Here is a 20,493-nt window from a genome sequence, read left to right as displayed (position 1 = left end):
GCGTCCGCATATCACCATGGCAAGGCAAGAAGCCAACGAGCAATTTCAGATCACTTCGTTCCTGGATGGTGCGAATGCTGCTTATATCGAGCAGCTTTACGCGCGTTACGAGGAAGACGCATCGTCGGTGTCCGACGAATGGCGGTCCTTCTTCAAGGCGCTGGAAGACAGTCCCGACGACGTGAAGCGGGCGGCCAAGGGTGCCTCCTGGCAGCGCAAGAACTGGCCGATCCCGGCCAATGGTGAGCTCGTCTCCGCGCTCGACGGCAACTGGGGCATCGTCGAAAAGGTCATCGAGACCAAGGTGAAGGCCAAGGCCGAAGCTCAGGGCAAGCCGACCGACACGGCTGACGTTTTGCAGGCAACGCGCGATTCCGTCCGCGCCATCATGATGATCCGCGCCTATCGCATGCGCGGTCACCTGCACGCCAAGCTTGACCCGCTCGGCATCGCCGCTGCGGTCGAAGATTACAAGGAACTGTCGCCGGAGGCCTACGGTTTCACCGAGGCTGACCTCGATCGCAAGATCTTCATCGATAACGTACTTGGCCTCGAATATGCCAGCGTGCGCGAGATGATCGAGATTCTTGAGCGCACCTACTGTTCGACGCTCGGCGTCGAATTCATGCATATCTCCAATCCGGAAGAGAAGGCCTGGATCCAGGAGCGCATCGAAGGCGTCGATAAGGGTATTGCTTTCAATCCCGAGCGCAAGAAGGCGATCCTGCAGAAGGTCATCGAAGCCGAAGGCTACGAGCAGTTCCTCGACGTCAAGTTCAAGGGCACCAAGCGTTTCGGCCTCGACGGCGGTGAATCGCTGATCCCGGCGCTGGAGCAGATCCTGAAGAGCGGCAGCCAGCTCGGCCTCAGGGAAGCTCTGTTCGGCATGGCCCATCGCGGCCGCCTGAACGTGCTTTCGCAGGTCATGGGTAAGCCGCATCGCGCTATCTTCCACGAGTTCAAAGGCGGCTCCTACGCGCCGGACGAAGTCGAAGGCTCTGGTGACGTCAAGTACCATCTCGGCGCCTCGTCGGACCGCGATTTTGACGGCAACAAGGTGCACGTTTCGCTGACGGCCAATCCGTCGCATCTGGAAATCGTTAATCCGGTGGTCATGGGCAAGGCCCGCGCCAAGCAGGATATGGGTGCTACCCAGTGGGATGGCGACATCATTCCGCTGTCCGAGCGCGCCAAGGTCGTGCCGCTCCTGATCCACGGTGATGCTGCTTTCGCCGGACAGGGCGTGGTTGCGGAAATCCTCGGCCTGTCGGGCCTGCGCGGCCATCGTGTCGCCGGCACGATGCATGTCATCATCAACAACCAGATCGGCTTCACCACCAATCCGGCCTTTTCGCGTTCGTCGCCCTATCCGTCCGACGTCGCCAAGATGATCGAGGCGCCGATCTTCCATGTGAATGGCGACGATCCGGAAGCCGTGGTCTATGCGGCCAAGATCGCCACCGAATTCCGCATGAAGTTCCACAAGCCTGTCGTCCTCGACATGTTCTGCTACCGCCGCTACGGCCACAATGAAGGCGATGAACCGTCCTTCACGCAGCCGAACATGTACAAGGTCATCCGCGCCCACAAGACGGTGCTGCAACTCTATTCGCAGCGGCTGGTCGCCGAAGGCGTGTTGACCGAAGGCGAAGTCGAAAAGATGAAGGCCGACTGGCGCGCCCATCTCGAGCAGGAGTTCGAGGCCGGTCAGCATTACAAGCCGAACAAGGCCGACTGGCTTGATGGTGAGTGGTCGGGCCTGCATGCGGCCGACAATGCCGATGAGCAGCGCCGTGGCAAGACCGCCGTGCCGATGAAGACGCTGAAGGAGATCGGTCGCAAGCTGTCGGAAATTCCGGCTGGCTTCCACGCGCACCGCACCATCCAGCGTTTCATGGAAAACCGCGCCAACATGGTGCAGACCGGCGAAGGCATCGACTGGGCGATGGCGGAAGCGCTTGCTTTCGGCGCGCTTGTTGTCGAAGGCCACAAGATCCGCCTGTCCGGCCAGGATTGCGAACGCGGCACGTTCTCGCAGCGTCATTCGGTTCTCTACGATCAGGAAACCGAAGAGCGTTACATCCCGCTTGCCAACCTGTCGCCGACCCAGGCTCGCTACGAAGTCATCAACTCGATGCTGTCGGAAGAAGCGGTTCTCGGTTTCGAATACGGCTATTCGCTGGCCCGTCCGAACGCGCTGACGCTCTGGGAAGCCCAGTTCGGCGACTTCGCCAACGGTGCGCAGGTCATCTTCGACCAGTTCATCTCGTCGGGCGAACGCAAGTGGCTGCGCATGTCCGGCCTCGTCTGCCTGCTGCCGCATGGCTATGAAGGCCAGGGTCCGGAGCATTCTTCCGCCCGCCTGGAACGCTATCTGCAGCTCTGCGCCGAAGACAACATGCAGGTCGCCAACGTCACAACGCCGGCGAACTACTTCCACATCCTGCGCCGTCAGCTGAAGCGCGACTTCCGCAAGCCGCTGATCCTGATGACGCCGAAGTCGCTGCTGCGCCACAAGCGCGCCGTGTCGAGCCTGGCGGAGATGGCGGGGGAAACCTCCTTCCATCGCCTGCTCTGGGACGATGCGGAAGTGATCAAGGACGGCCCGATCAAGCTGCAGAAGGACAACAAGATCCGTCGCGTCGTCATCTGCTCGGGCAAGGTCTATTACGACCTCCTGGAAGAGCGCGAAAAGCGCGGCATCGACGATATCTACCTGCTGCGCATCGAACAGCTCTATCCGTTCCCGGCCAAGGCGCTGATCAATGAGCTCAGCCGCTTCCGCAATGCGGAGATGGTCTGGTGCCAGGAAGAGCCGAAGAACATGGGCGCCTGGTCCTTCATCGATCCTTATCTGGAATGGGTGCTTGCCCATATCGATGCCAAGTACCAGCGGGTTCGCTATACCGGCCGTCCGGCTGCCGCCTCTCCGGCGACGGGCCTGATGTCGAAGCACCTGTCGCAGCTCGCGGCATTCCTCGAGGATGCGCTCGGCGGTTAAGCAAGGGGTTGCGCGATGGCCTATTTTCATCTGAAACTTGTGCCATCGCGCTCCGGCTTTCCGCATGACGCCACAGGGGAGGAGATGGCCGCCATGCAGCAACACGCCACCTATCGGTATCGACATGCGAATGCCAGCCGGGCCTTCGATATGCGCGTCATCGACATCGGAAATGCCGACACTCTCGATCATTCCCCGGCCATCTGTCGCCGGAAATTCTATCTAACTCATAAGACGAAAAATCAGGATCTGAACAATGGCCACTGAAATCCGCGTTCCTACCCTCGGCGAGTCCGTCAGCGAAGCGACCGTCGGCACCTGGTTCAAGAAGGTCGGCGACGCCATCAAGGTCGACGAGCCGATTGTCGAACTGGAAACCGACAAGGTGACGATCGAAGTTCCCTCGCCGATTGCCGGTACGCTGTCCGAAATCGTCGCCCAGGCCGGTGAGACCGTTGGTCTCGGCGCGCTGCTCGGCCAGATCTCGGCTGGCAACGGCGCTGCCGCTGCTCCGGCACAGGCTGCCGCGCCTGCCGCAGCACCCGCTCCGGCTGCTGCCGCCCCGGTTGCCGCACCTGCTGTTTCCGCTCCGGCTTCCGCTATGCCGCCGGCACCCGCCGCCGCCAAGCTGCTTGCCGAAAGCAATGTCTCCGCCGATCAGGTCGATGGTAGCGGCAAGCGCGGCCAGGTTCTGAAGGGCGATGTCATCGCTGCTGTTGCCAAGGCCGCTTCGGCGCCTGCCGCTGTCCCGGCCGCTCCGGTTGCCGCGCGTGCGCCGACGACAGTCGAAGACGCCGGCCGCGAAGAGCGCGTCAAGATGACCCGCCTGCGCCAGACGATCGCACGTCGCCTCAAGGATGCGCAGAACACCGCCGCCATGCTCACCACCTATAACGAGGTGGACATGAAGGCCGTGATGGACCTGCGCAACAAGTACAAGGACGTCTTCGAGAAAAAGCATGGCGTGAAGCTTGGCTTCATGGGCTTCTTCACCAAGGCCGTCACGCATGCGTTGAAGGAACTCCCGGCTGTCAACGCCGAGATCGACGGCACCGACATCGTCTACAAGAACTACTGCCACATCGGCATGGCTGTCGGCACCGACAAGGGCCTCGTGGTTCCGGTCATTCGCGACGCCGACCAGATGTCGATCGCCGAAGTCGAGAAGGAGCTCGGCCGTCTGGCGAAGGCTGCCCGCGACGGCACGCTGTCGATGGCCGACATGCAGGGCGGTACCTTCACCATTACCAACGGTGGCGTCTACGGTTCGCTGATGTCCTCGCCGATCCTGAATGCGCCGCAGTCGGGCATTCTCGGCATGCACAAGATCCAGGAACGTCCGGTCGCCATCGGCGGTCAGGTCGTCATCCGTCCGATGATGTATCTGGCGCTCTCTTATGACCACCGCATGGTCGACGGTAAGGAAGCCGTGACCTTCCTCGTGCGCGTCAAGGAAAGCCTGGAAGATCCGGAACGTCTCGTTCTCGATCTCTAAGGGAGCGCTGGCTCATGTGGACATGGCCCATGCGGACGATGCGCGGACTTTTGTGTGCCGTCGCCGCATGGTTGCCATCGCCGGCCGTCGCGGATGACCTCGACGCGGCAAAGCTCAGCAGCAATCTCGATCTGGCGTCGCTCAGCGACGCCGATCTTGCCTCAAGGGCAGTGACCACCTTCCATATGGGCGATGTCGAGCTGACCTCGGGGCGTATCGTCGCCAGCGATCCGCTGGTCGGGCCGGACCGCCCGGCCTTTGTCAGAACCGTTCCCCCCGGCAACTATCCCGTGACACTCTATCAAGCCTTCGGCCGCATCGCCGCCGCCAGCCTGCGATTTGGCCCAGGCAAGCCGGTGCGCTGGGAGTTGGCGGTGATCGCCGGTCAGGATATCAAGTCGCTGAAGGGCGATGAGTTCTTCGGCTATCCGGTCGATGCCGGTCTCGGCTGCTATATGGACGCCGATACCTATGCTTTGATCCAGGAACGGGAAAAGCAGGTTCGCACCGAGAAGTCCTCTTCCGACATCAACTATTATGATGATGTCCTGGCGTCCGAGATCGAGGCGAATGACGACAAATATGTCATGCACCGGCCGGTGACCGGCAAGCGCGGCAATGTCGCAGTTTTCTGGAGCGGCTGGGGCGACGGTTTCTATCCGGTCTTCTGGGGCCTCGATGCCAATGGTCGCCCTCTTGTGCTATTCACGGATTTCGGGGTGACCGAAAATGCGGACGGCCGGCGCGAACCGGGGGGCGAGTGATGGCGAGATTGGCACTCCTGCACTGGGCGATGATGGCGCTCATGGCTGTTCCCGCGCTGGCGCACGCAAATGAATGTGCGCAGGAAAAGGCTGTCTATGGCGACATGGACGATGCCTACGAGCTGCGTTTCGAGCCGGCAGGCCCGGCGGCGGCCGTCAGCAACAAATTCAAGTTCGCGGTCCGCAACACGTCGATCGTGGCGGAGGGCGTGATCATGCGCTCGGACGATGGGCCGCACGCCAATGGCACCATCATGTTCAACTGCCCGGATGGTGACGTGACGGGTGCCGATCTGCGCGCCTGCACCGTCTGGCAAGGCATGGTCTATGCCTCGGACATGAAGGGCGATATCAGTGCGCTGCCGACGGAGGGCGCCGGGGCTGCGGCGCGGCTGTTCCTGCCGGCGCTCGGACCTTCGATCCGGCAATCCATCATCTGGGGCGAGGGCAAGGCGACCGTCGCTCCCTGGGATGTCCTGACCTTGAAAGGATGCGACGGATGACTGGAAAACCCCCCGTTCTTCTCGTCACCGGCGGCAGCCGTGGCATCGGTGCGGCGGTCTCGATTGCCGCCGCGCGGCAGGGCTGGGCCGTGGCCGTCAACTATGCCTCCAACAAACTGGCCGCGGAGACGGTGGTCGCTACGATCCGCGATGGCGGCGGCGAGGCTATCGCGGTTGCCGGCGATGTCGGCGTGGCGGCTGATATCCAGGCGATCTTTTCCGCCGTCGACCAGCATTTCGGCCGGCTGGACGGGCTGGTCAACAATGCCGGTATCGTCGATGTGCCGCAGCGTGTGGATGAAATGACGCCCGAGCGGCTTGAGCGCATGTTCCGCATCAACATCACCGGTTCGATCCTCTGTGCCGGGCAGGCCGTGCGTCGCATGTCGACCCGCCACGGCGGCAAGGGCGGAGCGATCGTCAATATCTCATCGATGGCAGCAATCCTTGGCTCGGCCGGCCAATATGTCGACTACGCCGCTTCCAAGGGCGCGATCGACACCTTTACGGTCGGGCTGGCGCGCGAAGTCGTGACGGAAGGCATCCGCGTCAATGGGGTTCGCCCGGGGATCATCGACACCGATATCCATGCCTCCGGCGGGTTGCCGGACCGCGTGCGTGACTTGAGCCCGACCATTCCGATGCAGCGGGCCGGCACGGCGGATGAAGTTGCCGATGCGGTCCTCTACCTATTGGGCCATCAGGCATCCTATATAACGGGCTCAATCCTCAATGTGAGCGGCGGTCGTTAAGCGGAGAAGGCGGAAACTATGCAGTATGTTTGGGAATTCCTCGGCCTGATGGCCGTATTTTCGATCTTCATCGTCGTTCCAGGCGCCGACTTTGCGGTGATCCTGCGCCAGAGCATCGTGCATGGTCGCCGCGCGGCGATGATGACTGGCCTCGGCATGGGCTTCTCTCTGCTCTTCCACATCAGCTACACCATTCTCGGGCTTGGCCTGATCGTCTCGCAATCGCTGATGCTGTTCAGCGCGATCAAATGGGCCGGTGTGCTCTATCTCGTCTATCTCGGCATCAAGTCCTTCCGCGAGCCGGGTTTCAAGGTCAAGGAAATCGAGATTACCGATGAGGACCGCAAGCCGGTTTCCGCCTGGCGTTGCCTGGCGACGGGCTTCATCACCAATGCGCTCAATCCGAAGCCGGTTCTGTTCTTCCTGTCGCTGTTTTCGACGCTCGTGCATCATGACACACCGGCGCTGATCCAGTTCAGCTATGGCATCGGCATGGCGACGGCGCTGGTCGCCTGGTTTGCCGGCGTCTCCGTCTTCTTCACCGTCAAGCCGATCCGCGATCGTTTCATCGCCAGCGGCAAATGGTTCAACCGCATCACCGGGGCCGCACTTGTGGGCTTCGGCATCCGCCTCGCCATGGCGCGGGCGGCCGACTAACTCGAGCATGATCCCGAAAAGTGCGCAGCGGTTTTCGGATAAGATCATGCTCAATCAAATAATTAGAGCGTCATGACGCTCTAGAGATACAAAACAAGGAAATTAAACCATGTCCTACGATGTGATCATTATCGGAACCGGCCCTGGTGGCTATGTCTGCGCCGTCAAGGCCGCACAGCTCGGCCTCAAGGTCGCGGTCATTGAAAAGCGCGCCACCTATGGCGGCACCTGCCTCAACGTCGGCTGCATCCCGTCCAAGGCGCTGTTGCACGCCTCCGAAGTGTTCCATCATGCCGGCCACGGCATGGATGCGCTCGGCGTCGAAGTCGCCGCGCCGACGCTTAACCTCCCGAAGATGATGGCACACAAGGATGCGACCGTGAAGTCGAACGTCGATGGCGTCGCCTTCCTCTTCAAGAAGAACAAGATCGATACCTTCCAGGGCACCGGCAAGATCGTTTCCGCCGGCAAGGTCTCCGTCACGGCCGAAGACGGCAAGGTGACCGAGGTCGAGGGCAAGAACATCGTCATCGCCACCGGCTCCGACGTTGCCGGCATTCCGGGCGTGCCGCTCGAAATCGATGAGAAGGTCATCATTTCGTCCACCGGCGGCATCGCGCTCGACAAGGTGCCGGAAAACCTGGTTGTCGTCGGCGGCGGTGTGATTGGCCTCGAACTCGGTTCGGTCTGGTCGCGCCTCGGCTCCAAGGTCACCGTGGTCGAATATCTCGACAACATACTCGGCGGCATGGACGGCGAAGTCTCCAAGCAGTTCCAGCGCATGCTCGCCAAGCAGGGCATCACCTTCCACCTCGGCGCGAAGGTTGTCGGCGTTGAAAAGGTCGGCAAGGGCGCCAAGGTTACTTTCGAGCCGGTCAAGGGTGGCGACAAGGTCGTGCTTGACGCTGATGTCGTGCTGGTCTCTACCGGCCGCAAGCCTTACACGGCCGGCCTCGGCCTCGAAGAAGCCGGCGTTGCGCTCGACAATCGCGGCCGCGTCGAAATCGATGGCCATTTCAAGACCAATGTCCCAGGCATCTATGCCATCGGCGACGTGGTGAAGGGTCCGATGCTGGCGCACAAGGCGGAAGACGAGGGCGTGGCGCTTGCCGAAATCCTCGCCGGTCAGGCCGGTCATGTGAACTATGATGTCATTCCGAGCGTGGTCTACACGCAGCCGGAAGTCGCCTCCGTCGGCAAGACCGAGGAAGAGCTGAAGGCGGCTGGCATCGCCTACAAGGTCGGCAAGTTCCCGTTCTCCGCCAACGGCCGCGCCCGCGCCATGCTGGCGACCGACGGCTTCGTCAAGATCCTGGCAGACAAGGAAACCGACCGCGTTCTCGGCGGCCATATCGTCGGCTTCGGCGCCGGCGAAATGATCCACGAGATCACCGTGCTGATGGAATTCGGCGGCTCGTCGGAGGATCTCGGCCGCACCTGCCATGCACATCCCACCATGTCGGAAGCCGTGAAGGAAGCCGCACTCGCGACCTTCTTCAAGCCGATCCATATGTAAAACCGGCGTTCCAGCTGGGGTTGAGAGCTGGGATTGCAATGCAGCTGTGATGATGCGATGCACGAGAAATTCTCGTGCATCGCATCATAGAAGCTCTCCTCAAAACCGAAGCAAGCATGTCACGCAAAGCCCTAATCGCTGCCGCATTCCTCCGATTTTTCATGATGACGGCGCTCACGGTCTTTGTGGCCGGCGCGCTCCCGGCTCGCGCTGAAGTGCCTACTCCCGGCTGGCCGCAAGCCACCAGCGACCTGCCGGCCGAATCCGGTATTCGCTTTGGCACGCTGCCCAATGGTATGCGCTTTGCCGTCATGCACAATGCAACGCCCTCGGGGCAGGTGGCGATCCGGTTTCGTATCGCGACCGGCTCGCTTCAGGAAAATGACGACCAGCAGGGGCTGGCGCACTTTCTCGAGCATATGGCCTTCAAGGGCTCGACCCATGTGCCCGAAGGCGAGATGATTCCGACTCTTCAGCGCCTCGGTTTGGCCTTCGGTCCGGATACCAATGCCTCCACCGGCTATAATGAGACCGTCTATGCGCTTGATCTCCCGGAGGCCAAGCCCGATACGGTTTCCACCGGCCTGATGCTGATGCGCGAGACGGCAAGCGAACTCACGCTCGACGCCGGCGCCTTTGATCGCGAGCGCGGTGTCATCCTCTCCGAAGAGAAGCTGCGTGATACGCCGCAATATCGCGGCGGCATCGGCTTCATGAATCTGCTGCTGCCGGGTCAGCGCGTGCCCCTGCGGTCGCCGATCGGCAAGACCGATATCATCCGCAATGCACCCGTCGATCTGGTGCGGGATTACTACCGCAGCAACTACCGCCCGGATCGCGCCACGCTGATCGTGGTCGGCGACATCGATGCGGCGGCGATCGAAGCCGATATTCGCAACCGTTTCGGCGATTGGACGGCGGCGACGCCGGCGCCGGCCGTGCCCGATCTCGGTGTCCTTGAAAAGCAAGGGCAGCGAGTGGGAACCGTCGTCGTGCCGGGCGGTGCGACCCGCGTGCAGATCGCCTGGACCCATCCCTATGATGCGTCCCCGGACAGCATCGCCAAGCGTCGGGCGGATTTGGTCGAGAACATCGGTCTTGCTGTGCTCAACCGGCGTTTGTCCTTTTTGGCGCAGCAGCCCAATCCGCCCTTTGTCAGCGCACAGGCGGGATCGCAGGATCTCTACAAGTCCGCTCACGTTGCGATGATTGCTGCCGATTCCGATCCCGACAAATGGCAGGCGGCACTTGTTGCCATCGATCAGGAGCAGCGCCGTATTGCCGAGTTCGGCGCCGAGCAGAGCGAAATCGATCGCGAAATCACCGAATATCGTTCGATGCTGCAGGCAGCTGCGGGCGGTGCGGCGACACGCGCAAGCCCGGACATCGCTGCGACACTGGCCTGGAGCACGGGCGAAAACCTGGTTTTCACCTCACCGGCGGACGACCTCTCGCTCTTCGACGCCGCAATGAAGGGCCTGACCGCCGATGAGGTCAACCGAACGCTCCAGAGCGTCTTTGCCGCCAATGGTCCGCTGCTGGTGCTGCAAGTCCCGCAAATGCCCGATGGCGGTATTGCGACCGTCGAACAGGTCTATGCCGGTTCGCGCGCCGTGCCCGTTGCAGCGCCGGAACACACTGCGTCGACCGCCTGGCCCTACAGCGATTTCGGACCGCCGGGGGCTGTCGTTGAGCAGCACGCGGTCGATGATCTCGGCGTCACGATGGTGCGCTTCGCCAATGGTGTCAGGCTGACCGTCAAGCCGACCACGTTTCGCACGAATGAAGTGCTGGTCCGTGCCAATATCGGCCGCGGCCGGCTCGATCTGCCGCATGATCGTCCGCTGCCGATCTGGGCGGCACCGGCCGTGTCGCTTTCAGGTTTGAAGGCGATCAACTACGACGACATGCAGAAAGCTCTGGCTGGCAATGTCGTTGGCAACGAATTTTCCATCCAGGATGGTGCCTTCCGATTCGAAGGGGCCACGCGGCCGGATGATCTGGCGATGCAATTGCAGCTTCTGACGGCCTATGCCTCGGATCCCGCCTATCGTCCCGACGTCTTCAAACGGGTCCAGCAGGCCTATCTGAACAGCCTCTCCCAACTTCAGGCGACACCCGGCGGGGTCGTCAGCCGCGATCTTGCCGGCCTTTTGCATTCCGACGATCCACGCTGGACCTTCCCCGACCGGGCGCAAATGTTGGACACCAAGCCGGAAGATTTCGAGGGGCTGTTGCGGCCGCTCCTGTCCAATGGGCAGATCGAAATCATCGTCGTCGGCGATATCAAGGTGGACGACGTGATCCGCATGACCGCACAGACCTTCGGTGCTTTGCCAAGTCGTCCCAATGCGCAGGAGCAGGCTAGTGGCCTGGATGTGCGTTTTCCGGCACCGACGCCTCAGCCGGTCGAGCGCTTTCAGGACGGGCGAAGCGACAACGCCGCCGCAGTGGTCGCCGCGCCGATCGGTGACTTTCTATCGGATTTGCCGCGTGCCACCGCCGCCAATGTCACGGGCGCGATCTTCCAGAATCGCCTGGTCGATCAGTTCCGCGTCGCAGAGGGCGCAACCTACAGCCCGCAGGGGGATGTCGATCTGTCCAGATCAATTCCGGGCTACGGCTTCACCTATGTCTATGTCGAGACAACGCCTGCCAAAGTGGACCATTTCTTCGATCTTGTGGACAAGATCGCCGCCGATCTGCGGGATAGCGACGTCTCGGCGGACGAGCTGACGCGGGCAAAAGCTCCGATGATCGAGGAGATAAAGCGTTCGCAACAGACCAACGGCTACTGGCTGGAGGGCCTGCACGGCGCCCAGACAGACCCTCGGCGCCTTGAGCGGATCCGCAGTAGCGTCAACGGCTATCAGTCGATAACAGCGCAGGATATCCGCACCATCGCGACAACATATTTGAAGCCGGAGACCTTCTGGCGGATGAAAATACTGCCGAGTGACGGATCGGCGGTGCGTTAATCTCTTTCCGATTGCGCCTGGCGAATTGCCGCAGTCACTGTTTGTATGCTTCGCCTTTTGTCGATTGTGCTAGTTTGCGGAAGCTCAGACAGAGGATGAGACCATGCCGGCAAAGCCCATAATGGTTAAACCACGTATGCCACACCCTGCATTGCCGGGCGCGGATTGGGCGGATTGTTTCGAGCTGCAGGTTCCGACATCGGATTTTACGGCGATCGCCGCTGCGGGCATGATACTCGACCATTTTCCGCTCTGGGTGCGGTCACTGCTGAGGCTGCGCGACGCAGTGACGGGCGTTTTCGGCCTGAAATCCTCCGAATATCGTGCACCGGACGGGCCGGAGATGGTCGGCTTCTTCCCGGTTGTCAGCAAATCGGACAACCAGGTCGTTCTTGGATTCGATGACAAGCACCTCGATTTCCGCGTCGTGATCGATGTGCGGGATGATGGTGAGGGACGCCGGCTCGTCGATGCGACGACGCTGGTGAAGCGGAACATCCTGCTCGGCAAGATCTATCTCGCCGTGATCACGCCATTCCACCGGCTGATTGTCCAGACGATGCTTGCTGATTTCGGCAAGCGCGTCAGTCGACTGCCGTCACTGTAAAGCCCTGCTTGCGCAGCAACTCGACCACGCCGCGATCGCCCGGGAGGTGAAGGGCACCGACGGCCATCATCACATTCCCCCTGTCGAGATAGGGCAGGATGCGCTTCGCCATCACCTCATTGCGGTCGATGATGACGCGTTTGCTCAGTGCGAGGGTGGCGGTCTTGTCGTCGGACAGGTCTTCGGAAAAGGCTTTCATCAAGCCGCTATTCCCAGTCGAATAAAGCTCGACCAAAGTCTTTATCATGTCGTTCGTGCTGTAGGGCAATTTGAAGACATCAAGTAGATCTTTCATCATCGCCTCGTCGGGGAGGTCTGCCATCGCCTGAAATTGCTCAAGCGGCGTTTCGAGGCCCTCGACATCCACGCCATTCTCCTCCGCCTGCTCGGCCAATCGTCTGTCCAGGACGTATCCATCTTTGGAGTTTGGGTCGCCGCAGGACGTCAGCAATCCCATGGAAAGGAACCAGGGGCGCATGCGAAGGACCGCGGCGATCGGTATGCCTTTTTTCGCAAGCCCGGCTGCGATCTGCGCGGTCTCTTCCGCCGGCAGAAGATGATCCAGCGTTTTGTCTGCCGGCAGCATCGTCAGCTCCGGATGCTTGAACAGTTCCATGGCGATCGCATTGGGATTTGAGACTTCCTTCAGCTCTAGGACGAGGGTGTCGATCTTGTCGAAGGCGTCATGAAATTTGTCGCTCAATTCGAGCACGTGTGCATCGTTGGAATGTATGGTCCCGAAAAGCCAGGAAGGCTCCACGCCGGGTTTTTCGATCTTCCAGAAAATGCTGTGGCCGTTTGTGACCTTCGATGCGTCGTCCATCATTGCCCGGTAGCGTGATGGGTCGGTTTCGCGCAGTTGCAGAAGAATGTTCTTGCCGGAGCAATTCCCGGCATTATCCGCCAATGCGGGCGAACCGGATGGTGTGGAAAGAAAGGCGGCTAACAGGAGAGGCGCGGCAATGCGGGACACCGCGCGGCCAAGGCGGTTTCGCAAACGTCCAAGGGAGCTGTTTCTCATGAAAATCCGGATGCGTGTCGGAACAACGTCACGGCAGTATGACCGGCAGATTTGTCTAATTCAAGTGATAGTTGTGGGGTGGAGGTCTGCCGATTCAATCGACTGCCGTCACCGTAAAGCCCTGCTTGCGCAGCAGCGCCACCAAACCCTCGTCGCCCGCCAGATGCAGCGCGCCGACAGCCATGAAGACGTTGCCCTTGGCGAGGATCGGGGCTGCGCGTTCGCCCATCACCTTGTTGCGGTCGAGCACGATGCGCTGCTCGAAGGTGCTGGCGTCGTCGTCGGACAGGTTCTGGTCCGGGTCGATATTCTTCAGCATCGGCATGATCGCGCCGACATTGCCGGTGAGATAGAGGTCGGTCATGGTTTCGTTGATGTCGTTGATCCTGTCGCCGAGTTCCAGCGTCTGGAGCAGCGATTTCAGGTGCAGCTCGATCGGCAGGTCGCTCATCGCCTTGGCCTGTTCGGCCAGCGTCTCCAGGCCCTTGACCTGCTTGCCGGCCGCAGTGGCATCGGCGGCGAGCTTCTGATCGAGGAATTTGATACCGGACGCCTTGCGGCGGATTTCGCAGCCGGTCATCTGGAAGGAGCTTGAAATCAGCCAGGGCTGCATGTGGGAAACGGCGGCAAGCGGCACGCCGCGCTGCGCCAGGGCCGCTTCCAGCCGGGCATTGTCTTCGGGCGAGAGATGCTGGCCGATGGTCCCGCCGTCGGGCAGCATGGTCAGCGACGGATTGACGAAGAGGGCGGCGGCCGCCTTCTTGTCGTCGAGGATTTCATCGGATTCGACGATGATCGTATCGGCCGCGGCGCTGGCCTCGGCCGCACCCTTCGGCATGGTCGTGACGCGCGTGTCGCTGACATGCATGGTGCCGAGCAGCCAGGAGGGCTTAAGGCCGGGCTTTTCGATCTTCCAGAAAATGCCTTTGCCGTTCGCGACCTTGTCGCCATCGGCAAGGATCGAGGCGTATTTCGCGGGATCGGTCTTTTGCAGCTCCGTCATCAGGTTCTTGCCGCCGCAGCTGTCGGATGCGGTCTCGTCGGCATGTGCCGGTACCGACGACAATACCGCAACGATCAGCGCGATCATCAGCATCACCGGAAAAGCCGTCGCCAGCCAGAGGAGAATATCACCGGGCCTCGCTGCCGTCAGCCGCGCCGTCTTGATCCCGAGAGCAGATATCATCCCAACCTTCCGAAAGCAGAATATGCGATCCCCGAAAGCTGCGACGCAGCCTCCCGACAGGATCATGCCGAAACTGGTCTCTGCTCTATCCGCCCGAAGCGCATTTTCCCTTAACACGAGGGGTTAACGCTTTCTTACGCGCGCGGATGAGCCCGATCATAGACTTCCAGCAGGCGCGACTGATCGACGCCGGTATAGACCTGCGTCGTCGAGAGGCTGGCATGGCCGAGCAATTCCTGGATCGTGCGCAGGTCGCCACCACCCGCAAGCAGGTGCGTGGCGAAAGAATGGCGTAGCGCATGCGGCGTTGCCGTGTCCGGCAGGCCGAAGGCGCTGCGCAGTTTCTGCATGCCGCGCTGAATGATGCCGGCCTGCAGCTTGCCACCGCGCGCGCCGCGGAAAAGGGGAGAGCCAGCGTCTAGCTGATAGGGGCAGATCGCGCGGTATCTTTCGACCGCTTCGACGACGATGGGCAAGAGCGGTACCAGCCGCGTCTTGTTGCCCTTGCCGGTAATGCGCAGCGCCGTCACGCCGGGGCGGATATCGTCCGGCGTCAGGTCCAGTGCCTCGGAGATGCGCAGGCCGCAGCCATAGAGCAGGGTCAGCACCGCCGCATCGCGCGCGGCGATCCAGGGCTCCTCGTGCATCTGCGCCTCGTCGCTGACGACGGTGATGGCCTGGGTGTCGGATAGCGGCTTCGGCAGGGACTTCGGCTGCTTTGGCGAGCGTACCGCGCCGGCGCCGGCGGCGTTCACCAGACCCTTCTTTTCGAGATAGCGCAAAAGTGAACGAAGGCCGGCGAGATTGCGCCCAAGCGACCGCGCGCCGGCGCCATCCTTGCGGCGCGCGGCGAGAAAGCCGCGGAAATCGGCCGGCCGCAACGCTTGGATATCCTTGATGCTTGCCGGACCGCCGAGATGGCCGGTCAGAAAGGTCAGGAATTGCCGGGTGTCGCGCTCATAGGCATCCAGCGTATGGGCGGAAAGCCGGCGTTCCTGGCCGAGCACCTCCAACCAGCGGCTGCGCTCGTCCATCAACTTGGGATCGGCAATGATCAGCAACTCGTTCAGTGGAAAACCCCTTGAATTCCAAAATCATTCTGCCACTTTGAAGTGGGGAAGGTTATGGAATCGCTAACAATCCTACTGCGCCGCGCTTCCTTTGCGTGCGGAAAGAACACAGTAGTCCTTTTCAACTGCGTATAAGCTGTTCCTTAAACCAAATCGGATTTAAGTGGTTATGCGCGAGGCGCTTGTCATGCTTCGATCATATTCGATTGCGATAGAGTACAACCCAACCATCCAGGGCATTTCATGGCACGTCGCGGTTCGATAACTGCATTGGGACAACTTGCAGAAGCGATCGCTTTGGTGTCCCAGGGCCAGCCCGGACATATCGTCGATACGCTGATCGCCGAGCGCGGCCAGAAGATCGTTCGCAACCCGCTCTGGCCGGTGATGCGGCCCTTTCTCTATACGCTGCTGCGCTACAACAAGGCGATCGAATTCGCCGATGACGTCGCCAAGCTGCCGGGCTTCCAGTGCTTCGAATATATGAGCGACCTGCTGAAGCTCGACATTGGCGTGACGCATGCCGAGCGTATTCCTGCTTCCGGCGGCTTCATTCTCGTCTCAAACCATCCGACCGGCATTGCCGACGGCGTCGCGGTATTCGACCTCCTGAAATCGCGCCGGCCCGACATGATGGTTTTTGCCAATCGCGACGCTGTGCGGGTCAATCCGCGCTTTTCCGAGATGATCATTCCGGTCGAATGGCGCGACGAATACAAGAGCAAGCTGAAGACGCGCGAGACGCTGCAAATCACCAATCGCGCCGTTGCCGAAGGCAAGGTCACAGTGCTCTTCCCGTCCGGCCGCATCGCCTATTGGGCAAATGGCAGACTGAACGAGCGGCCGTGGAAGACCTCGGCCGTCGGGCTCGCGCGCAAATACAATCTGCCGATCTTGCCGGTGCATCTGACGGCGCGCAATTCCGGCCTGTTCTACTGGTTCGCCAAATGGTCGACGGAGCTGCGCGACATGACGGTGTTCCACGAGCTCCTCAACAAGCGCGGCGACCGCTTCGACTTCCTGATCGGCAATCTGATCCCAGCCGAGCATCTCGACGGCGACGTCAACGAGGTGACGAAGGCGCTGGAGAAGCATACGGTGTTTGATCTGGCTCGTGATGGCAATGCGACGTTTGCGCCGATGAGCGCGCCGGCTGAGCCTGCGGACATGGTCGCCGAGGTCAGGGAACATTCCGCATGAGCGCTGTTGTCGGCGATGAGACGCCCTCATTGAGGGCAACCTTGTTGAATGACCTCGCCGTCATGATTGCAAACGTGGAATCGGCGAGGCCCATTCGTGTTGCGGTCGATGGGAGGACGGCATCCGGGAAAACGACGCTGGCGAACGAACTGGCCAGTTGTCTCGCGGCCAAAGGCCGGGACGTTATTCGCACATCGATCGATGGCTTCCACAGGCCAAGGGCAGAACGCTATGCGCGTGGGCGGCATTCCGCCGAGGGCTATTACTACGACGCGCGCGACCTTCCCGCCATCAATGCGCTGCTTCTCTCTCCTTTGGGGCCGGGTGGCGATGGCTGGTACCGTACGGCCTCATTTGACCTCGATAGCGACCAGCCGGTCGAGCAAGACCTGCAAATCGCTGCGGCGGACGCGATCCTCATCGTGGATGGCACTTTTCTGCAACGACCTGAGTTGCGTGACGGATGGGACCTGGCGATCTTCGTCGAAACCTCCGAACATGTGTCCGAACAACGAGGCATAGATCGTGACGCCGGGCATCTCGGGGGAGCGGAGGTCACACGTCAGCTTTATGCCGATCGGTACCGGCCGGCTTTTGATCTCTATCAGCGCTTGTGTGCACCTGCTTCTGCTGCCGATGCAATTTTCAACAATGACAATTTTGAACAGCCTGCTCTTCGGGTTCGTGGAGATGGCAGGCTTTCTGCAGTATCGCGAAGTCTCTGATATTCACGGATTTCGGTAGCAGATGCCACCATTCGGGGCGGGAGCGTTCACGGCAATTTTGCGAGACTGCAAATATCAAATGCAAAACTGTCGCTTCGATCGGGAGTTTCGCGATGGAGGGGAACGATGATCAGATTTGTCCATGTGTTTTGGAGCATACTCTGGCGTTCTATCCTTGTTTTGGCCCTCAACAGCGGCATCGCCTATACGCTGTATACAGTGGATCACTCTCTGTTCGAGGTAACGGCTAATTCCATCAAAATTCGGCATTCCCTCACATATTTACCGGCCGCCGTCATGTTCGCAGTGTTGGCCATGCAGATCAAAGGCACTCAAAACATGCTGCTCGAAGAGCGATCACCCCTATCGAATAGGCAATGGCGACAGACATATTTTGGACTATCTGCATGCGCTTTTGGCATCGTGATCATTTTCTGCATTTCAGCGGTAATTTTGAATATTGATACATGGGTCTCTATCCAGAAATTGCTTCCATTGCCTTTGTTCATGCTTTTTTGGATTGCAGTAGCTATATGGCAGGCAAAGAGTCGATAGCGGCGGTTGGCGACATTTGCCACGCAAGTCCTGATATTCAGGACTGCTTGCAGACCGTCCGCATTTTGCGAGTGGCTTGGTGCTAGTCCCGGGTTCCCTTTTGCCGCCGCTCGGGGCATGGTCTGGCGCAATGAGTAAAGATTCTTCCGATCTGTTCGGTGCGCTGTTCGAGGCCGCGCCCGCTAAGGCTGTGATGACCCGCACGGTCCCGGTTCTGGTGCCCATGCCGGCGCCGAAGCCTTATTCCTATGCGGTGCCGGAAGGCATGGCGGTCGAGCCCGGCTCGGTCGTGCAGGTGCCGCTTGGGCCGAGGCAGGTAATCGGCGTCGTCTGGGATGGTGGCGACGAAGGTGGGGTTGATCCGAAGAAGCTCCGGCCGATCAGCCGTGTCTTCGATTGCCCGCCGCTTGCCAAGGAGATGCGCGACTTCATCGACTGGGTCGCGGCCTACACGCTGTCGCCGCCCGGCCTCGTTGCCCGCATGGCGCTGCGCGTACCGGCGGCCTTCGATCCCGAGCCGATGGTCGAGGGCCTGCGTTTTGCCGGTGGCGCACCGGAGCGGCTGACGCCGGCGCGCGTGCGGGTGATGGAGATGGCGAAGGATGGCCTCTCATGGACCCGCTCTGGTCTCGCTCATGCCGCCGGCGTTTCGACAAGCGTCATCGACGGGCTGATCACGCAGGGCGTCTTCGAAACCGTCTTCCTGCCCCCGCCGCCCCTCGTTGCCAAGCCGGATCCGGACTATGCCGCCTCGCGGCTCGAAGGCCCGCAGCGCGAAGCGGCTGATGAGATCCTGACCGAGGTGCGCAAACAGGAATTCTCCGTCTCGCTGATCGACGGGGTTACCGGTTCGGGCAAGACAGAGGTCTATTTCGAGGCGATTGCCGAGACGCTGAAGCGTGGCAAGCAGGTGCTGATCCTTCTGCCGGAAATCGCGCTGACGGCGAGCTTCCTCGAGCGGTTCCAGGATCGCTTCGGCGCCAAGCCGGCCGAATGGCATTCGGATCTGGCGCCACGCACGCGCGAAAAGGTCTGGCGGCAGGCGGTGACCGGCGAAGTGCGCGTGGTTGCCGGCGCGCGCTCGGCGCTGTTCCTGCCGTTTGAGGATCTCGGCCTGATCATCGTCGATGAAGAGCATGATCCCGCCTATAAGCAGGAAGATCGCGTCTATTATAATGCCCGCGACATGGCGGTCGTACGCGGCCGCATCGCTGATTTCCCGGTCGTGCTGGTCTCGGCAACGCCCTCGGTCGAGAGCCAGGTCAACGGCCAGAGCGGGCGCTACAGCACCATTCATCTGCCGACCCGCTTCGGCGATGCAGCAATGCCGGACCTGCATCTGGTCGATATGCGCCGGCATGCGCCGGAGCGCGGAGGCTTCCTGTCGCCGTTGCTGATCCGGGCGATCGGTAAGACGGTGGAGAAGGGTCAGCAATCGCTGCTGTTCCTCAACAGGCGCGGTTATGCGCCGCTGACACTCTGCCGGGTCTGCGGTCATCGCTTCCAATGCCCACAATGTTCGAGCTGGCTGGTGGAGCACCGGTTTCGCGGCCAGCTCCAGTGCCATCAATGCGGCTATGCCGAGCGGACGCCCGAGGCATGCCCGGAATGCGGCACGCTCGACCATCTCGTTGCCTGCGGGCCGGGCGTCGAGCGCATTGCCGAGGAAGTGGAGCGACATTTTCCCGATGCGCGAACCATCGTGCTGTCATCCGACATCATGGGCGGCGTCAAACGGCTGCGGCTGGAGCTCGACGCCATCGCCAAGGGCGAGGCGGATATCGTCATCGGCACGCAGCTCGTCGCCAAGGGGCATAATTTCCCGCTGATGACGCTGGTCGGCATTATCGATGCCGATCTCGGCCTCGCCAATGGCGATCCGCGCGCCGCCGAGCGGACGTTCCAGCTCCTGTCGCAGGTGACAGGTCGCGCCGGGCGAACCGGCCTCAAGAGCCATGGTCTGCTGCAAACCTACCAGCCGCAGCATCCGGTCATGCAGGCAATCGTCTCCGGCGATGCCAGCGCCTTTTACGAGCGCGAGATTTCAGAACGGGAGAGAGCGGTGCTGCCGCCTTTCGGACGGCTTGCCTCGATCATCGTTTCGGCCGAAACCCGCCAGGATGCCGAGACCCATGCGCGCAGCATGCGTAGCGCGGCGCCGCAGGTGCAGGGTATCTCCGTTCTTGGGCCGGCGGAAGCGCCGCTTGCCTTGGTGCGTGGCCGCCATCGCTTCCGCCTGCTGGTGCACGGCAAGCGCAATTCCGACATGCAGGGGTTTTTGCGGGCGATGCTGGCACAGGCGCCGAAGGAGCGCGGCTCGGTGCATGTTCAGCTCGATATCGATCCGCAGAGCTTTTTGTGATTCCTGTCCTCAGCGTCGCCGCCACGTCTTCCCCTGTTCCGTCGCTTCATGCCATATGCTGATCTCTTCATATGGTTGATTTGATTTGGGCTGATTTGGGG

The 20,493-nt window shown here is 61.1% G+C and carries 17 protein-coding genes; 14 read left to right on the top strand and 3 right to left on the bottom strand.

The window, feature by feature from the left end:
- Positions 1 to 16 precede the first annotated feature (16 nt).
- The 10 genes from AB6803_RS24220 (at position 17) to AB6803_RS24175 (ending at position 12,273) form a co-directional block, all read left to right on the top strand.
- On the top strand, positions 17 to 3,001 hold the full coding sequence (locus tag AB6803_RS24220) for a 2-oxoglutarate dehydrogenase E1 component (RefSeq protein WP_371111277.1): 2,985 nt from the start codon (positions 17 to 19) through the stop codon (positions 2,999 to 3,001).
- A gap of 15 nt (positions 3,002 to 3,016) precedes the next feature.
- Positions 3,017 to 3,268, top strand: coding sequence for a hypothetical protein (locus AB6803_RS24215; protein ID WP_371111276.1), 252 nt, complete (start codon positions 3,017 to 3,019; stop codon positions 3,266 to 3,268).
- Entirely contained in the window at positions 3,258 to 4,496 is a 1,239-nt protein-coding gene (gene odhB / locus AB6803_RS24210) for a 2-oxoglutarate dehydrogenase complex dihydrolipoyllysine-residue succinyltransferase (protein ID WP_371111275.1), read from the top strand. Before AB6803_RS24215 ends, odhB begins: the two co-directional genes overlap by 11 nt.
- Positions 4,497 to 4,510: 14 nt before the next feature.
- A complete protein-coding gene (locus AB6803_RS24205) occupies positions 4,511 to 5,260 on the top strand; it encodes a DUF4241 domain-containing protein (protein WP_371111274.1) in 750 nt (249 codons plus the stop codon).
- Complete coding sequence (locus tag AB6803_RS24200; protein WP_371111273.1) at positions 5,260 to 5,763, top strand: hypothetical protein; 504 nt, start codon at positions 5,260 to 5,262, stop codon at positions 5,761 to 5,763. The genes AB6803_RS24205 and AB6803_RS24200 overlap by 1 nt, the downstream gene beginning before the upstream one ends.
- The gene (locus AB6803_RS24195) at positions 5,760 to 6,515 is read left to right on the top strand and encodes an SDR family oxidoreductase (RefSeq protein ID WP_371111272.1); all 756 of its coding nucleotides are present in this window, start codon (positions 5,760 to 5,762) and stop codon (positions 6,513 to 6,515) included. Before AB6803_RS24200 ends, AB6803_RS24195 begins: the two co-directional genes overlap by 4 nt.
- A gap of 18 nt (positions 6,516 to 6,533) precedes the next feature.
- Complete coding sequence (locus AB6803_RS24190) at positions 6,534 to 7,172, top strand: LysE family translocator (RefSeq protein WP_371111271.1); 639 nt, start codon at positions 6,534 to 6,536, stop codon at positions 7,170 to 7,172.
- Positions 7,173 to 7,281: 109 nt separating this feature from the next.
- Positions 7,282 to 8,688, top strand: coding sequence for a dihydrolipoyl dehydrogenase (gene lpdA / locus AB6803_RS24185; protein WP_371111270.1), 1,407 nt, complete (start codon positions 7,282 to 7,284; stop codon positions 8,686 to 8,688).
- 116 nt (positions 8,689 to 8,804) lie between these two features.
- On the top strand, positions 8,805 to 11,666 hold the full coding sequence (locus AB6803_RS24180; RefSeq protein WP_371111269.1) for a M16 family metallopeptidase: 2,862 nt from the start codon (positions 8,805 to 8,807) through the stop codon (positions 11,664 to 11,666).
- A gap of 103 nt (positions 11,667 to 11,769) precedes the next feature.
- Positions 11,770 to 12,273: a DUF2867 domain-containing protein gene (locus tag AB6803_RS24175; RefSeq protein ID WP_371111268.1), complete on the top strand. Its 504-nt coding sequence runs from the start codon at positions 11,770 to 11,772 to the stop codon at positions 12,271 to 12,273.
- On the opposite strand, the gene AB6803_RS24170 is transcribed toward AB6803_RS24175, so the two are convergent.
- The 3 genes from AB6803_RS24170 to AB6803_RS24160 all read right to left on the bottom strand — a co-directional run bounded on the left by AB6803_RS24170 (position 12,251) and on the right by AB6803_RS24160 (position 15,550).
- Positions 12,251 to 13,294 carry a TraB/GumN family protein gene (locus AB6803_RS24170; RefSeq protein WP_371111267.1) on the bottom strand — a complete coding sequence of 348 codons (1,044 nt, stop codon included), beginning with the start codon at positions 13,292 to 13,294 and terminating at the stop codon, positions 12,251 to 12,253. The genes AB6803_RS24175 and AB6803_RS24170 overlap by 23 nt on opposite strands.
- 94 nt (positions 13,295 to 13,388) lie before the next feature.
- The gene (locus AB6803_RS24165) at positions 13,389 to 14,480 is read right to left on the bottom strand and encodes a TraB/GumN family protein (protein WP_371111266.1); all 1,092 of its coding nucleotides are present in this window, start codon (positions 14,478 to 14,480) and stop codon (positions 13,389 to 13,391) included.
- A gap of 134 nt (positions 14,481 to 14,614) precedes the next feature.
- Positions 14,615 to 15,550 (bottom strand): tyrosine recombinase XerC, encoded by a 936-nt coding sequence (locus tag AB6803_RS24160; RefSeq protein WP_371111406.1) that lies wholly within the window; start codon positions 15,548 to 15,550, stop codon positions 14,615 to 14,617.
- A gap of 243 nt (positions 15,551 to 15,793) precedes the next feature.
- Between AB6803_RS24160 and AB6803_RS24155 the strand changes: the two genes are divergently transcribed.
- From AB6803_RS24155 to AB6803_RS24140, 4 genes are all read left to right on the top strand, one after another.
- Entirely contained in the window at positions 15,794 to 16,750 is a 957-nt protein-coding gene (locus tag AB6803_RS24155) for a GNAT family N-acetyltransferase (protein WP_371111265.1), read from the top strand.
- A complete protein-coding gene (locus AB6803_RS24150) occupies positions 16,747 to 17,475 on the top strand; it encodes a uridylate kinase (RefSeq protein ID WP_371111264.1) in 729 nt (242 codons plus the stop codon). The genes AB6803_RS24155 and AB6803_RS24150 overlap by 4 nt, the downstream gene beginning before the upstream one ends.
- A 126-nt stretch (positions 17,476 to 17,601) precedes the next feature.
- A complete protein-coding gene (locus AB6803_RS24145; protein WP_183689795.1) occupies positions 17,602 to 18,030 on the top strand; it encodes a hypothetical protein in 429 nt (142 codons plus the stop codon).
- A gap of 130 nt (positions 18,031 to 18,160) precedes the next feature.
- On the top strand, positions 18,161 to 20,392 hold the full coding sequence (locus AB6803_RS24140) for a primosomal protein N' (RefSeq protein WP_371111263.1): 2,232 nt from the start codon (positions 18,161 to 18,163) through the stop codon (positions 20,390 to 20,392).
- The last annotated feature ends 101 nt before the right edge of the window (positions 20,393 to 20,493 follow it).

It is taken from the genome of Rhizobium sp. RCC_161_2, from assembly GCF_041355235.1.
GTDB lineage: Bacteria > Pseudomonadota > Alphaproteobacteria > Rhizobiales > Rhizobiaceae > Rhizobium.
The sequence above is the reverse complement of the archived record's forward strand: the minus strand, read 5'-3'. Positions and strand labels throughout refer to the sequence as shown.